The sequence below is a fragment of the Vibrio sp. 10N.247.311.13 genome (assembly GCF_041467595.1).
GTDB lineage: Bacteria > Pseudomonadota > Gammaproteobacteria > Enterobacterales > Vibrionaceae > Vibrio > Vibrio crassostreae_C.
In genome coordinates this window covers 97,929-112,838 of the sequence record NZ_JBFSUX010000003.1, presented here as the reverse complement: position 1 = coordinate 112,838, position 14,910 = coordinate 97,929, and the positions used below count along the sequence as shown (strand labels likewise).

Sequence of the window (14,910 nt, the reverse complement as noted above, 5' to 3'; positions counted from 1 at the left end):
AAGCAGATCATAAAATGTGTAAGTCTTATTTATGAGTCATGTTTGCAGAATCGAAAGTAAGTGATGTGACGCTGATTATTCTAATAATGTGATACTCAGCGCAGAATGAATTATATAGACTGAATAACAACTGAGTCATTAGGGATACTCAATTCGAATGTGGGATAACATCGTTACATTGTCGGAAGACAAGCAACAAGTAATGGCATGTCTGCCAACCGGGACTGTGGTTGACGCAAGCTTTGATAACAAGACGCTGCCACCAACCTTGGAAGCTTTGAATGCATCAAACTATTTTCTTTTCGAAGAAGAGGTGTTGCGTTTCGTTACTCTTGCTAAAGAAGGTAAGGGTGAAGCTTATGAAGGAATCTTGATTGCCGAAGTTCGAAATGCCACTGTTGCGGTCGAACTGTCTGATGATGAGATGTTGGCGAACCTCGTGGTCACTGGTCCCTACAATGGACACCCACTGCGTGGTAGCGACATCATTCAGTGCTTATCTCAAGCTCAAATAACAAAAGGAATAAATAAGTTAGCGCTCAGAAAAGTTCTGATGATGAGTAGCAAACTTAAGCCCGGCGAAAAGTTTACTCAGCCCGTCGCTAAAGGGACACAACCAGTAAAAGGTAAGGATGCTAAGTTTGCCGCTTTGGTTGAAGATATTACTCGCCAAGTCTTGAAGCCTCGTAGCAAAGACGAAGGCAAGATTGATATGCGAGACTTGGGACAAACCATTACCGTTGGTCAAAATGATCACTTAATGAAACGTACCCCCGCTACCAAAGGTATCGCTGGCTTTACCGTTCAAGGCCGAATTATCCCACCGCTTCCTGGGCAAGACAGTTTAATCAAGCCAGGAAAGGGCACCTACATCTCCCCTGAAGATCCCAATTTACTACTCGCCTCACACCCTGGATTGCCCATCATTAAAGATCGAACCATCGAAGTGGATGACGCCTTATGTGTCAGCAACGTCGATGTCTCAACTGGGCATGTTAAATTTAAAGGTAATGTCTTCGTCTCTGGCAACATCGAGCCGGGGATGATCGTCAAGGCGACCGGAAGTGTTACGGTTGGTGGCTTTATCGAATCGGCCGAAGTGCAAGCTCAGGGGGATATCAAAGTCGCGAAAGGCATTATCGGCCACACGACCAAAGAGGGTGAGCCAAAAAGTTGTAAGGTATTCAGTAAAGGCTCTATCACAGCAAGCTACGCACAGAATGCTGAGCTACAAACGGCCAACGACCTTCGACTTGGTGTACACAGTATGAGTAATGACATTCGCTGTGGTAACAACCTTATCGTGATGGACAGTTTGAAAAAACACGGCACGCTAAGCGGTGGTGAAGCCAAAGTTGGGGGAAAAGTAGAATGTGTCTTCTTAGGTGTTGAGGGAGACACCGCAACTAAGGTACATGGTTTTGCGCGCTACGATGGTTACCGCCAAAAGATAGCCGAGCTGAAGGAAACTTATAAACACACTCAAGAGCAAACCATGGGTGTGATTCGCCAAGAGTTAGAATTTAAGAAGCGCCCGAAAGCAGAGAGAAGCGAAGAGCAAGCCCTAGAAATAGAGCAGCAACGTGAGAAGAATAACCTCGCAATAGAAAACACAAAGTCGCAGCTAGATACACTCGAAGCGGAGTTTGCAACCAACCTTGCTGAATGCACTGTAGAGGTACACGAAAAAGTGTATACCCGAGTGACGATTCAATTTGGTGATGAGACAGTCACAACCAAGCGGACCCACGGCGGAAGTGTTTTCTCATTCAACCAATACGAGATCCAATGTTCGTTTAAGATGGAGCAAGAGGATATTGCTTTGTAGGCTTTGTGTTGAACATAAGTGATGTATGGTTAAGGTGCCGATACTGACAAATAAAAAAGGGGAGCTGATGCTCCCCCTTTTGGTTTCTACTGATAATTATTTAGGTGGCTTGAGCGCTCTAACTAACGGCTCTCACTCGGCCTTGTTTAAGGTCTGAAAGAACCTGTGCTTTAGGACCATCTGCAATGATGCAGCCTTTCTCCATTACGATCACTCGATCGACAATGTCCAACATCGACGTTTTGTGTGTAATCAGAATTAACGTCTCGCTTGGTAGCAATTGGTTAAGTTGGTGTTTGATGTGCATCTCTGAACGGTTATCCATAGCACTGGTCGGCTCATCCATCAACAACACTGGCGGACGGCCAAGGAAGGCTCTAGCAATGGCAATTGACTGACGTTGACCACCAGACAGCAAAGCACCACCTTCACCCACTTGGCGTTCCAAACCTGCAGGATCTTGTTGAGTAAACGCGGTTACCCCTGCACGGTTTGCTGCATCCATCACGTCACGGTCATCCACCAAAGGGCGGCCTAAAGTAATGTTGTCTCTTACCGAACCGTAGAACAAGTTACTGTCTTGCGGCACACAGCCTATATTGCGTCGTACGTCGACATGATGCAGTTGTTCCATATCGGTGTCATCAATGCGTACATGGCCTTCTGTTGGCTTGTACAGGCCCATAATCAGACGTTCTAGTGTGGTTTTACCTGAACCAATACGACCAATGATCGCCACTTTCTCGCCTGGACTAATATTGAGGGTTAAGTCTCTAATTGAAGCAACGGGTGAATCTGGGTAGTGAAACGTCACTTTATCTAGCGCGATATGGCCCTGAATAATCGGACGGTGAATGTAGCGTTTACCTTCTTCTTGTTCATCAGGCATCGACATCACTTGCTCAATCAGAGTCATTGATGACTTCGCTTGGTTGTAACGAGTCGAAAGCAAAGATAACTGAACAAGAGGACCAATCGCTCGGCCACTCAGCATGGTCGCAGCGATCAAGCCACCCATCGTAAGCTCACCTTCCGCAATCAGGTACACACCAAAGATGATCATACCTACGTTAGTACTCTGCTGAACAAAACCGGCGGTGTTTTGGATGCTGTCTGTGATGCGTCGGCTTTTGATATTCCAATTCGCCATGTGAGCCACGGCTTCTTCCCAACGGAATTGGAATTGGCTTTGCGCGCTGAATAGCTTAACGGTTTCTAGACCCGCCAAACTTTCAATCAAGTTTGCATACTTCTGCGAGGCAAGACGAGATCCTTCTTCAATGGTGCGGCGCAGTGGGCCTTGGATTAGCAATGCATAGACGATCAAAATGACCACGCCAGCAACGGGAACGAATACAAGGTTTCCAGCCATTAGCCAAATTAGCGCTAAGAACATCAGTGCGAAGGGGAGGTCGATGAGCGAGCCAATGGTTGCAGAGGTAAAGAATTCACGAATGGATTCGAACTCTTGCAAGTTTTTAGCGAAAGCACCGACAGAAGCAGGTTTCGCTTCCATACGTATCCCCAGTACTTTACTGAACAGCTTGGAGGAAATGAGAATATCGGATTTCTTACCAGCAACGTCAATGAAGTAGCTTCGCATCAATTTGAGCAGCAAATCGAATAGGAACACGACAAAGATACCACTCGCTAGCACCCACAAAGTTTCAAAGGCGAGGTTAGGTACGACTTTGTCGTACACCAAGCGTGTAAACATGGGCGCGGCTATCGCGAAGATGTTGATCAGAATGGAGGCAATCAACACATCTCGGTAGATGTTTTTCGATTCCCAAATCGTACTCCAAAACCAATGCCCTTTGCGTGTTTTTAGAACCTCTGGTGAACGTTCATCATAACGGAACTGTTTCTTGACCAAGAAGTAGCGACCGATGAATTGTTCTTTCAGCTCTTCGACGGGAATGATGATTGGCACCATTCCGCTTTCCGCTGTAATGATTTCCGCTTCTTGCTTCTCTAAATCGATACTGTTGAGAACGCACGCCTCACCTTGTTTAAGCAATAAAACTGCAGGCAGAATCAGGTGAGGGATCTTTTCTAAGTCGGAACGGTTTTCTTTTGCCACTAATCCTGCTCGTTCAGCAGAACGAGGGAATAGGAAAGGGGTTAGCTTTCCATCAGATAGTGGTAGCCCATTGATCAACGCTTCGGGCGAGTTAGCTAACCCGTAATACCGGCTAACGTAGATCAGTGAGTTCAATAGTGGATCTTGCATGTGATATAACCCTTACAACTATTTATCAACAATGAAGCCTTGGAACACTTCTACGTAGTTATCAGACAGGATATCTAGCTGAGTCTGAGTTTCTATTCGAGACGCGATGGTGGTGACGCCTAGGTTGTGAGCGGTTCTAGAGATCGACGTTAAGGTGAACTTCTGTTTTTCGTCATCAAGGTTATGTGTGAACAGGTAATCTAGTTTCACATAACTTGGACGGTATTCGTTGATGTAATCCAGTGATTGGAAGTTACGTCCGTAGTTATCGACACCAAACACCGCTTCAGCGTTGCGAATGGTGTTACATAATAGTGCCGTGTAGTGCGGAACGTTGATGAAGCAGTTTTCTGGAATCTCAAAGTGCAACAGGTGAGCGATTGAAGCATTCTGTTCAAGCGTCTTACCGATCCAACGGATGAAGCTTGGTTGAGAAATGCTGCTTGGTGAAATGTTAATAGCGACAGGGCTGGTTACTTCTTTTGCATTGAGCTTTTCAACCATCTTCTCAATAACGTATTGGTCGAGAATGTGGCTCATTTCAAGCTGTTCTAGCGCGTATAGATACTGGTTAGCACCGTAACGCACGCCATCTTTTTCAATCGCAGAGAACACCTCTTGGTGATACGTTTTACCAAAGGCATTGTTTGCAGCCTGCAAACGGAAGGTAATGAGGTCGTTGATGATCGCTTCTTCAACCAACATACGCCATTGTTGTTTGCCCATCACTGCGCCGTGATCGTCTGCGGTTACGTAGCCGTAAGCAAGTTCTCGATTCGCCTTGGCACTTGAGAGTGCGTTATCCACCAGCGACATGATTTCAGTACTGGTTTTACGCTTGTTGCTGTAGGTCACACCAAGAGCAATATGTGGATTCGCAGTGCCTGTTGGGTCTGAACCTAGGCTCTGGATACAGTTTACGATGCTGCTCGCGACAAGTTTCAGTTCGCTCTCATCAATGTTTGGCATGATGAAACCGAACTCGTCACTAGAAATACGAGCGATGGTGATATCTGGAGATGAAATTGAAGCTTGCAGCTGTTCAGCCAGTTGATGAACCAAGGCATCACCTTCTTGATAGCCCTTTTCATCGTACTCTTCACTGATAAACTCCGCTTTAAGTACCGCTAAACCACCTAAGCTCGACTCCTCTAACCATTGAGTTAACTGAGACATGTAGTAAGCACGGTTACCTAGCTGAGATACAGGGTCGATATATGCTCTTTCACGTAACTTCTGAGCTTCTTTCGCTTGGTTTTTAAATGCCAGTTCAACTTGAGTCGACATGTGGTTGATACCATCGACAACCAAGGTGAGATCTTTTGTCTTTGGACGAGCCAGAGGTTCGCCAAACTGATTCTTGGCGATCTGATCCATCTTGGTAATGATCAACGAGAGCGGGCGTAAAGCGCGCTTAAGGATCCAAGAGATAGACACCAAACCGAGCAAGAAGATCGTGCCAAATATGCTCAGTAAGCGGATGAATGCTTGCCAAAGTTGATCGTAGGCAGGGCCTGGGTGACTTACTATCTCGACCTCGGCCAATTGCATCCAGCCACTGGTGATCACGCGGCGGTCATGAACAGGCTCGAACAGGTTTAGGTTGGTAAACCACTCTGGTACGCCAGTTGGCTTTACAGGGTATGAGCGGAGAATGTCTTCACCGCTATCGAGAAAGATCAATCGAACGACTGAGTAAGAACTGCCATCAAACAGGGCGTTGATAACAGACTCCACTGCCACCTTGTCCTTTTCTTCTAGGTAAGGGGCGAGAGCCAGTCCAACAGTATTAATGGTATTACTTACCTCAGAGCGTTGCTGCTCCTCTAAGTATCCACGGGTGGTATTGAATTCGATCATAAAAACTGACGTCATCAGCAGTATGAACACTGCAACCATCCCGACCACAAGCTGTTTATATAAAGTCATTGTACCTACTCATCGTAATTGATAATGGGTTTGTTTAATTTTAGAGAGCGCTCACGTGAACGTAAGTCGTTCCATAAGCTCAATCTTGAAGATTTCCCTGCCAATTTGCCGCTGCCTGCTGCCGACTTGATCAACCAAAGGTTTTTACCGTTAAAACTGTAAATTGGTCGTAGATCTGGGCGTTTGGAACCGCGTTTAATTTCAGGGTTTAAGTTGTCCAAAATTAATGGCTCTGCACTCGGTGTTGAGTAGTAAGCCAACACCATGTGGAACTGGTTTAGTTCCAGTGCTTTTACGTACACTAATCGTAATTTCTTATCTGGGACGCCCAGTTCAAGCAAAGAGAAGTATTTTGCGATTGTGAAGTCTTCACAATCACCGGCGTTGCTGCCTAAAAATTCCAGTGGTGTTGCCCAGTAATCATTCTTTCCCCACAGTATGTTGTCATCGACAAAGTACATCTGGTTGAAGAACTGGTTCACCGACCTGAGCTTCTCTTTTTCACTTAATCCGTCGTATGACGTCATATTTGAGCGCCATGTTGCCACTCGCTTTCCGGCTCTATCGCCGTAGGTTTTGGTCACTGCATCTATCCACCGTTGGTCGCTCTTGTTGAGCGCCACAGAGGTGAAAGAGGTGAGGACCAGCAGCAATAGCGAAATCCGAGACTTCATAGCCTCTGCTCTTGTCTATTTGCTGTGTATTGAAAGGCGTTATCAAACATCAAACGTCATTACTCTTTTAGTGCATTGTTTTGAGCGCTTAATAGTGGCTTCAACATGTACTCAAGCACGGTTCTTTTACCCGTGATGATATCGACAGAGGCGGTCATACCTGGAATGATTGGCAACTCTTCGTTCTGTCCAAAATTGTGTTTTTCGGTGCGCACGCGCACGATATAGAAGCTATTGCCTTCTTCATCTTGAGTGGTATCGGCACTGATGTGCTCTAACACGCCTTCTAGACCACCGTACTTAGTGAAGTCATAAGCACTGAATTTAACGATGGCAGTCAATTCTGGGCGTAGGAACGCGATATCTTGCGGGGCGATTTTCGCTTCAACCAATAGAGAGTCTTCTGTTGGTACAATCTCAACGATGTCCATACCCGGTTGGATAACCCCGCCGACAGTATTAATACCCAATGTTTTAACGGTGCCTGTCACAGGAGAAACCACCACGGTACGGTTTACTCTGTCTTCTAGGCCAACGGCAGATTCGGTCATTGCAGAGAGCTTGTCTTGGGCTTGATTGAGTTTTTCTTGTTGTTCGGAGCGGAAGTTCAGTGCGGCGTCAATACGGCTGAGCATGGATTCTTTGATTGCTGAGCGTAAAAGAGGAATTTTTAGCTCGCTCGAAGTCATTTCTCGGCGAGTGTCGTTCACTTGTCTTTGCAGTTTAAGTAATTCAATTCGTGGTACCACCCCTTCATCGGCGAGAGGTTTGGTGATATCCAGTTCTTGGCGAGCAAACTGGTAGCTCTGTTTTAGGTTTCGAACACGCGCTTTAATCTCAACTAGGTCTTGCTGTTTCTGTTCAACTTGTTGATCAAAAACGGAAAGCTGGTTTCTCAGATTATTGAGATCTTGACGGTATTCTGCTTTTTGACGATTAACCAGTTGAGGTTGAAGTTCATAGAATTTAGGTGGGAACGCAAGCTTGCCATAATCGAGAGTGACACTTTTCTTCCATTCTTTTTCAGAGAATTCTTCATTGATGACAACACTGGTCAGGGAAGCGGAAAGCATTAACACGTTGGCGGTCAAGTTCGCGACTTGTTGTTCACGTTCGCGGAAGTCAGAACGGAATCGTGTGTCATCGATTAACAGCAGTTGTTGACCTTTTTGAACGCGTTGGCCTTCTTTAACTAAGATTTCTTTAACCAAGCCACCTTCAAGGTTTTGTACCACTTGGATCTGAGAGGAGGGGATCACTTTGCCTTGGCCAACGGTAACTTTGTCGATCTCTGCCCATGCAGACCACCCAATAGCAGCAATAAAAAACAGAACGATCACCCACAACATAATTCGCGCACTGGTGGGCGTATTGAGGAGTAGTGCCGCTGTTTTATCATCGACATACTCAAGCTCGGTCTCGTTCAATTTGCTGAAATTTTTCTGACTCATAACAGTCCTTGTTCGCTAAATAAAAGTGCAAGCCTATTGAGTGTATTCTTACTTTTGATAAATGTTAAGATTTTGCTCATTTAAATCTTTGAATTTATATATTTTTTAAGACTTATCGGTTCTTGAAATCTGTTTTATCGAGTTGGTGCTTTCTTAGTTTGTCATACAGTGTTTTTCGCGACACCTGCAGCTCTTGTTGTACCTCTTTTAAACGACCTTGATGGCGATGTAGCGCCTCAATCAAGATAATTTGTTCAAAGCTATCGGTGCGTTGGTTCAACGACTGTTGTTGCTCTTCAATGCTCATATCGAGTTCATTTTGCTCATCAGTATCGCTGTCGAGCGACGGCTGCTTAATTTGAGTCAGCACTCTGAGTTCAGCATGTTGGCGAAGCTGACGAATGTTCTCCGTCCAATGCGTTGCAATGAGTCGCTGAATCTCTTTTTCTGTAATGACGGGTGGCGGCAGTTGATAGCGACTGGCTGCACCACGAGCAAAGTGTTTGAATAAAGAGCCAATATCTTCCGTTCTTTGCGCCAAGGGTAGTAAATTAAACCGGCGTAGTTCACCTGTAATTGTAGTAGGAACTACTGTAGTTGCGATAATGATACAAGTTGCATTGGTCTTGCATGAGTTTTCATGAAGTAGAGTGGGTTTTAGAGCGGCTAACCATAGCCATTGCTGCGAAGTTAACGCTTCTGTTTCATGGATATAGAGTGTTCCACCTTGATGCTTTAAGAACAGTTGCAAAACAAACTGATGGAATGTCGCTTCGTCACTGCGTGGCAAATTAAACGCCGCGACAGGGCAAAGCTCCGCGGTTTGATGACTGTGTAAATCATGGGTGTATTGTGCAGTGACCCTTTTCCCCGTCCCTAAATCACCAACAAACAATAGAAGTGGGTTAGTTTTGGTATCTAGGGTGATCAATTCTCGGCGCAATGCCTGCATTGATGGAGATTGACCAATCAGTTTTGGGCCAACCTGATTTTGCATTGCCAACTCTTTGCGCAATAGGTTGTTCTCTTCAACCAGTGCGAGTTTATCTGCGGCTTTTTTAACGGCAGTGAGTAGGGCATCGACCACAAATGGCTTTTCCAGAAAATCGTAAGCGCCGGCTTTCATTGCGGATACCGCGGTTTGCACGTCACCATGTCCGGTAAGTACGATGACCTGAAAATGAGGGTTTTGGCTCAGTAATTTTTGCGTTAATTGAATGCCATCCATCACTGGCATGTGAATATCGGTGATGACAATTCCGGCTTGCGTGGTATCTATTTTCTTTAATGCCTCAATAGCATTGGGAAAGCAGACGATATCGATGCCTTCAATGAGCATGGCTTGTTCTACCGAGTCTCGAATGGCGGGTTCATCGTCGACAAAATAGAGTTTAGGCATAGAGTGCAAAAGCCGATTCCTTAGCTGTAGGTGAGATTAGCAGTAATGTGAAATTCGTTTTCCGTTAACAATAACAACGGCGTGTTAGCGCTTATCGTTATATAACGGGATGTTTAGCGAGAATACCATGCCTGAAGGCTCTAACCGGTTCGCACTGATCGTGCCGTGATACGCTTCAATAATCCGTTTCGATATTGAAAGCCCTAGCCCTAAACCTTCCGGTTTGGTGGTAAAAAACGGGTCGAACAGTTGTTCTAGCTTATCGTTCGGCATGCCAATTCCGTTATCCCAAATGATCAGCTGACAAGAGTCATGATGCAGTTGCCATTCGATGCCTATCTGTGGGCTAGCCTGTTGGTCAACGCTTTCCAGGTTTTGTTGCTCCTGCAAGATTTTCTGTTCAAGAACTTGATGTTGCAGCGCTTGAGTCGCGTTGTGAATCAGGTTCACTAGTACTTGTTCGAGTTCGGTTGGATGAATCGCAATATTGATGTCATCTGGCACCGTGCTTAGCCTTAGCGTAATGCCTTGCTTGATCATCAGCGCACTGAGAATGCTAGTGGCGTTATTGACCGCTTGATGCAGGTTCGCCACATGATGTTCTTGTTTGGTGACCTTGCGAGTAAAGACTTTGAGTCGCGCGATGATGTCGGTAATGGTGTTGTTGAGGACAATCATTTTCTCAAGATTGCTTTTCACTAAATCGGTTCGTTCCATTTCCAGTAGCTTTAAGCTGTTTTCACTGTAGGTTCGCAGTGCTGCAAGCGGTTGGTTGATTTCGTGGTTAATGCTGGCTGACAGCTCACCGAGTACCGCTAATTTCGCGGTTTGTGTCAGCTCTTGCTCTGTCTGTTTCAACTTGGATTGCGACTCTTGGTATTGAAAAAGGGTTTGTTGCAGCTGTTGATTGGATTGCTTCAAGTAGTGGGTACGTTTATCTACGGTTTGTTCTAGGTTTTGGTTGAGTCGGGTCAACGCCACTTTCGCGAGATAAGTCTGGCGCCACGACCAAGCGATGAGCATCACCAAGCTGTAAATCACCACGAAGATGACATCGATCTGCAAGATTTTAATAAGTTCAGCTCTGGTCTCTTTTAGGGCAACAACTTGGTACTGATTGTTGCTGATGGTAGCGGGGTAAAGATTAAATGCACCAAGCTTGAATAACTGGTTGGCGGTGAGCTCTTTTCGGATTTCATTGGATTGAAGGTTGCTAGATTGATTGGCGTTGCTAGTTTCTGATTGAGAGCTTGAAGAGCGAAAGGCTTCGATGATCGAAATTTCGCTTTGACCGTATTGGCGTTGAAGTGCGATATCCGTTTGTTGTTGCTGAGTTAGTGGCAACAATGAATGGTAAAGCCATGGAGCTTGGCTTGATAGAAAGACCACTTGGTTAGAGTCGAGTACTACGATCTCAAAATCGTCGCTGGTTAGGATGTTTTCGAGATTTTCTAAGCTCACTTTTACGGTGATAACGCCAACAATTTCCTTGTCGATATACAGAGGTGAAGACAGAAAATAACCGCGTACGTTCGAACGAGCGCCTAGCGCGACATATTGTGTGTTGTTACCTTGAATGGCAGAAGCAAAGTAGGGACGAAACGAGAAGTTCTCACCCACAAAAGTGCGAGGCTTTTGGTAATTACTGGAAGCGACCACAGTACCGTTCGGATCGTGAATATAGATGGTGTCGGCTTGGCTTTGATTCGACCATTCAAATAGCAATTGATTGAGCTGCGCAGCGGAAATCTTGTCTGCTCGTTGTGTTGAGTCAAAATAAGAGAGCAAGCGCGGGTCATGGCTGAGCAAATCCGGGATCTGTTTGAATTTATCCAATTCAGAGTCGATTTGTAGATTGGCTTTACTTGCTGCTTCATCGAGTTGCTGAGTGACGATTTTTTCTTGGAATTGCACTGCCATAAAGTGGGTTGCGGTCAGCCCTGCAGCTCCCAATAACAATGAGAATAAAACAAAGGGTGTCATTAGGTTAGGCAGTATTTTGGTCACTCGGATCTCAGCTTGTCATCGGTTTGTATAAAGATTATCAATATGATGGAGAGAGTACCGAGATCTTGTTAACACAGAGCACCTTCTGTGAGACAAAACCATGGCTTAGACTTGTTTTTCAAAGGATTACGGCGCAAAATCACAAAAAAATTTAAAGGAGCAAGCAAATGGAACTGACAGATATTCGTCGCGAATACGCTAAGGGTGGATTGAGACGTAAAGACTTGGCCGCAGACCCGATTGAGCAATTCAATTTATGGCTAGAGCAAGCCATTGAAGCGAAGTTGACGGACCCTACTGCCATGACAGTTGCTACGGTTGATGAAAATGGTCAGCCATTCCAACGCATTGTTCTGCTGAAGAATGTGGATAAAGACGGTTTCGTTTTTTACACCAACCTAGGTAGCCGTAAAGCGCACCAGCTTGAGCACAACAGCAAAATCAGTTTGCACTTTCCTTGGCATCCACTTGAGCGACAAGTTCATATTACGGGCACGGCTGAAAAGCTGACGGCTATGGAAAATATGAAGTACTTCTCGTCACGCCCAAAAGAGAGCCAATTGGCCGCGATTGCAAGTAAGCAGAGTAGCCGCATTTCAGCGCGTGGGATTTTAGAAGGTAAGTATCTAGAGCTTAAACAGAAGTTTGCCAAAGGCGAGATTCCTGTGCCTTCTTTCTGGGGTGGCTTCCGAGTTCGTGTGGATAGTATTGAGTTCTGGCAGGGTGGTGAACACCGCTTGCACGACCGTTTCTTGTTCTCACGCCAAGACAACAGTTGGGATATTGATCGCCTAGCGCCTTAGGCTGCTTGATCGCTTAGCTGCTTAACAGATCCAAAAATGCCGTTGATTAGACTGATCAAATCAACGGCATTTTTTTGTCTGCATTTTCAGCTGAACAGTCAATCAGTCACTGTGAAGAACAACAGAGATCTGTTTTTTGAGCAGAGTTTCTGGGATCACTGAGCCCAATCCTGAATCCAATGCATACTCAATCAATTGGCTTTTACTGCGTGCATCAAACTTCTGTTTCAATCTGGCGACATGACCTTCGACCGTTTTGATTGAAATGTTTAACGTCGACGCGATGTACTGTGGTTTCTTGCCGAAAAGCAGTAAGAACAGTACCTCTGATTCTCTCGAAGTCAGCCGCTTTTGCAGCTTAGACACGCGCGGCTCTGACCCCGCAAGCGATGCCTGATCGCCTTTTGTTCCTGTGGCCTGACAAACCCAATGACCAACCTCTAAGATCGCGGTATCGGTAAGCTCTTGGCCATAGAAGATGGTGCCTTGGACGTTGTCGTCATCATCAAGCCAAGGGGTTTTGGTAAAGATATGGGCGTGCCAGCGTCCGTCTGGATAGGGGTGAATATCGAGAATCTTAAGGGTACTGCGTGTATCCATCACATGTTTATCTTGAGCCCTGAAATCTTGTGCGCACTCCGTGGTTTGACTGGGCATGTCGAAGTCGGTCAAGCCAGTACAAGTCTCATTGGGTTTTAAGCCAATCAATTGGTTGTAAGCAAGGTTGGCGTACACGAAGACCGAGTCAGTATCTTTGCAGCCCCAGCAGCCTGGAAGTTGTTCGAATAAAGAACGATGTATGGAGTTGAGTGGATCTGGCAAGGTTTTATCTCGTGTGTTGCGATGTTGCAATAATATCAGTTTCTTATAGCGCTGCAATGGCAATTAGAGTACGAAAAATAAGGGGTGACTGACAGTTAAACGGACTGTTGATTAACTGTGTCAATCACGGAGAATCGATGGGCATAAAGGGTGATAATCAGGCAAAAAAAAGCCAGCCTGAAGAGGGGCTGGCTAAAGACAAGATATGCCTTGTCGACATGTAGAAGATTTTCAGTCTAATTTACGAGGGTCAGGTAAATTAAACTGAGGCATCAATTTGATACCCAGAGTGACTTACTACTCTATCGACGAATCTACTCCTAGGAGTGCTTATGCATAAGGGGGGAATTCCCCTATAAATGTTGCTCAATGTGATAATTGAGAACCTAGAGTAAATATTTGGGGTTCTGAGCCTATGACTGGGAGCCTACAGCTCTCGTACTACTCGGAATCCTAGATAGTTCGCTGCCGTTGAAGGCGGTACGTACAGTTCGTTAAACACTTTTGCTTCTTCAGGAGAGAAGCTCCACGCGCCACCTTTCGCTAGGCCTTTCTGAACGGTTGTCCATTCCCATACATTACCCACCATGTCGTAGAAGCCTGTAAAATGTTTTTCGTGTTCGTGTTCGTGTGATTGCTTGTGAAGCCCCTAAATTCGCCGGAACGATTGGTTTTACAATGCCCGTAGTTTGTACGCTCTTGATCATCTTTCCGGAGGCATGATCAAGACGATCGCGATAATGATCTTTTGCTAAAGGTGAGGAAATGACTCTCATGATCATTTACAAATTCATCTTATGCAGATTTCAGAGTATTATTCTTACTATGTCGACCTGAATATTTTGCTGTTATGCCAAAACCGTTACCTTTTCCAAACCTAGACCTGTCCCCGCTAGGCCTTACTGGCCCTCGTCCTGCGGAGATCATTACTTTGCCATCGCATATGAATTGCCACGAGCATCACTATTCGCAGGTGGTTATTGGGCTAAAAGGTCAGGCGGAATTTGAAGTGAGCGGTAAAGGTAATCTTGTCGGTCCGGGGCAAGGCTGCGTAGTCACGGCTCGCTCTGATCATGCTTTCGGCGGAGTGGTTGGTCAGTCGGATATTCTCGTGCTCAACATGCCTATGCCAACCGATGATGACCCTCTGATGCTAGAGAAGATTAACCAGTTAGAATCATCGAACGTCTACTTCCAATTAGATGCGCAAATTCAAAAGCTTATCCATATGTTGGTGCAAGAGATGCAGGCCAGTCCTGATGATCTGTTATTAAGCCGTGCGTGCAATGATACGGTGATTGCGTTGATGCAAAGACACATCTCGGCATTTGAAACCTCAATCAAAGATTCACGCTTTGATCTTGAAGCGTTGGATCGCTACATAGAACAGCATTTAGCAAATAAGATCTCCGTCGCGCAGCTTGCGGGCAGCGTGTTCTTGGGCGAAAGCCAGTTCCATATGCTGTTCAAAGAGCAAATGGGCATTACCCCTCACCAGTATGTTCTTGGTAAGCGTATCGATCGTTCTCGCCGTTTAATTGAACAGGGTAACCTTAGCCTTGGTCAGGTCGCAGAACTGGCTGGTTTCTCCGGTCAATCCTCTTTTACTCACACCTTTTCACGCCTTCAAGGCATGTCTCCATCCCAATACAAAAAGAAAATTTCTGTTAAATAGTGAAACAAAACGGCATATTATTTTAAAGTTTCATATGTGACGTTGTGTTTGTTTTGTTAATAAAGCGAGTTTTTAGCAAAAAACTCGGA

Annotated in this window: 10 protein-coding genes and 1 pseudogene; 3 read left to right on the top strand and 8 right to left on the bottom strand. The window is 45.5% G+C overall.

From position 1 onward, the window contains the following. The first annotated feature begins 157 nt into the window (after positions 1 to 157). Positions 158 to 1,828, top strand: coding sequence for a DUF342 domain-containing protein (locus AB6E52_RS02440; RefSeq protein WP_102320931.1), 1,671 nt, complete (start codon positions 158 to 160; stop codon positions 1,826 to 1,828). Positions 1,829 to 1,946: 118 nt separating this feature from the next. Here AB6E52_RS02440 and AB6E52_RS02435 read toward each other — a convergent pair whose 3' ends face one another. The 6 genes from AB6E52_RS02435 to AB6E52_RS02410 form a co-directional block, all read right to left on the bottom strand. Further along, the gene (locus AB6E52_RS02435; RefSeq protein WP_017061209.1) at positions 1,947 to 4,061 is read right to left on the bottom strand and encodes a type I secretion system permease/ATPase; all 2,115 of its coding nucleotides are present in this window, start codon (positions 4,059 to 4,061) and stop codon (positions 1,947 to 1,949) included. An 18-nt stretch (positions 4,062 to 4,079) separates the two neighbouring features. Then, the gene (locus AB6E52_RS02430) at positions 4,080 to 5,990 is read right to left on the bottom strand and encodes a LapD/MoxY N-terminal periplasmic domain-containing protein (RefSeq protein ID WP_102320930.1); all 1,911 of its coding nucleotides are present in this window, start codon (positions 5,988 to 5,990) and stop codon (positions 4,080 to 4,082) included. Between the two features lie 5 nt (positions 5,991 to 5,995). Next, positions 5,996 to 6,664 carry a transglutaminase-like cysteine peptidase gene (locus AB6E52_RS02425; protein WP_019823329.1) on the bottom strand — a complete coding sequence of 223 codons (669 nt, stop codon included), beginning with the start codon at positions 6,662 to 6,664 and terminating at the stop codon, positions 5,996 to 5,998. A gap of 59 nt (positions 6,665 to 6,723) precedes the next feature. Next, positions 6,724 to 8,115, bottom strand: coding sequence for an HlyD family type I secretion periplasmic adaptor subunit (locus tag AB6E52_RS02420; protein WP_017061206.1), 1,392 nt, complete (start codon positions 8,113 to 8,115; stop codon positions 6,724 to 6,726). 112 nt (positions 8,116 to 8,227) lie between these two features. Continuing rightward, entirely contained in the window at positions 8,228 to 9,514 is a 1,287-nt protein-coding gene (locus AB6E52_RS02415) for a sigma-54 dependent transcriptional regulator (protein WP_017061205.1), read from the bottom strand. A gap of 84 nt (positions 9,515 to 9,598) precedes the next feature. Next, positions 9,599 to 11,521, bottom strand: coding sequence for an ATP-binding protein (locus AB6E52_RS02410; protein WP_102320929.1), 1,923 nt, complete (start codon positions 11,519 to 11,521; stop codon positions 9,599 to 9,601). Between the two features lie 167 nt (positions 11,522 to 11,688). Between AB6E52_RS02410 and pdxH the strand changes: the two genes are divergently transcribed. After that, complete coding sequence (gene pdxH, locus AB6E52_RS02405) at positions 11,689 to 12,324, top strand: pyridoxamine 5'-phosphate oxidase (RefSeq protein ID WP_017061203.1); 636 nt, start codon at positions 11,689 to 11,691, stop codon at positions 12,322 to 12,324. A 102-nt stretch (positions 12,325 to 12,426) separates the two neighbouring features. Here the strand turns inward: pdxH and AB6E52_RS02400 are convergent, their stop codons facing one another. Continuing rightward, complete coding sequence (locus AB6E52_RS02400; RefSeq protein ID WP_032546410.1) at positions 12,427 to 13,209, bottom strand: helix-turn-helix transcriptional regulator; 783 nt, start codon at positions 13,207 to 13,209, stop codon at positions 12,427 to 12,429. 364 nt (positions 13,210 to 13,573) lie between these two features. Next, a pseudogene (locus AB6E52_RS02395) lies at positions 13,574 to 13,750 on the bottom strand (SUMF1/EgtB/PvdO family nonheme iron enzyme); the annotation flags it as partial. 246 nt (positions 13,751 to 13,996) lie between these two features. On the opposite strand from AB6E52_RS02395, the gene AB6E52_RS02390 reads away from it, so the two are divergent. Beyond that, the gene (locus AB6E52_RS02390; protein ID WP_102320928.1) at positions 13,997 to 14,821 is read left to right on the top strand and encodes an AraC family transcriptional regulator; all 825 of its coding nucleotides are present in this window, start codon (positions 13,997 to 13,999) and stop codon (positions 14,819 to 14,821) included. Positions 14,822 to 14,910: the final 89 nt, after the last annotated feature.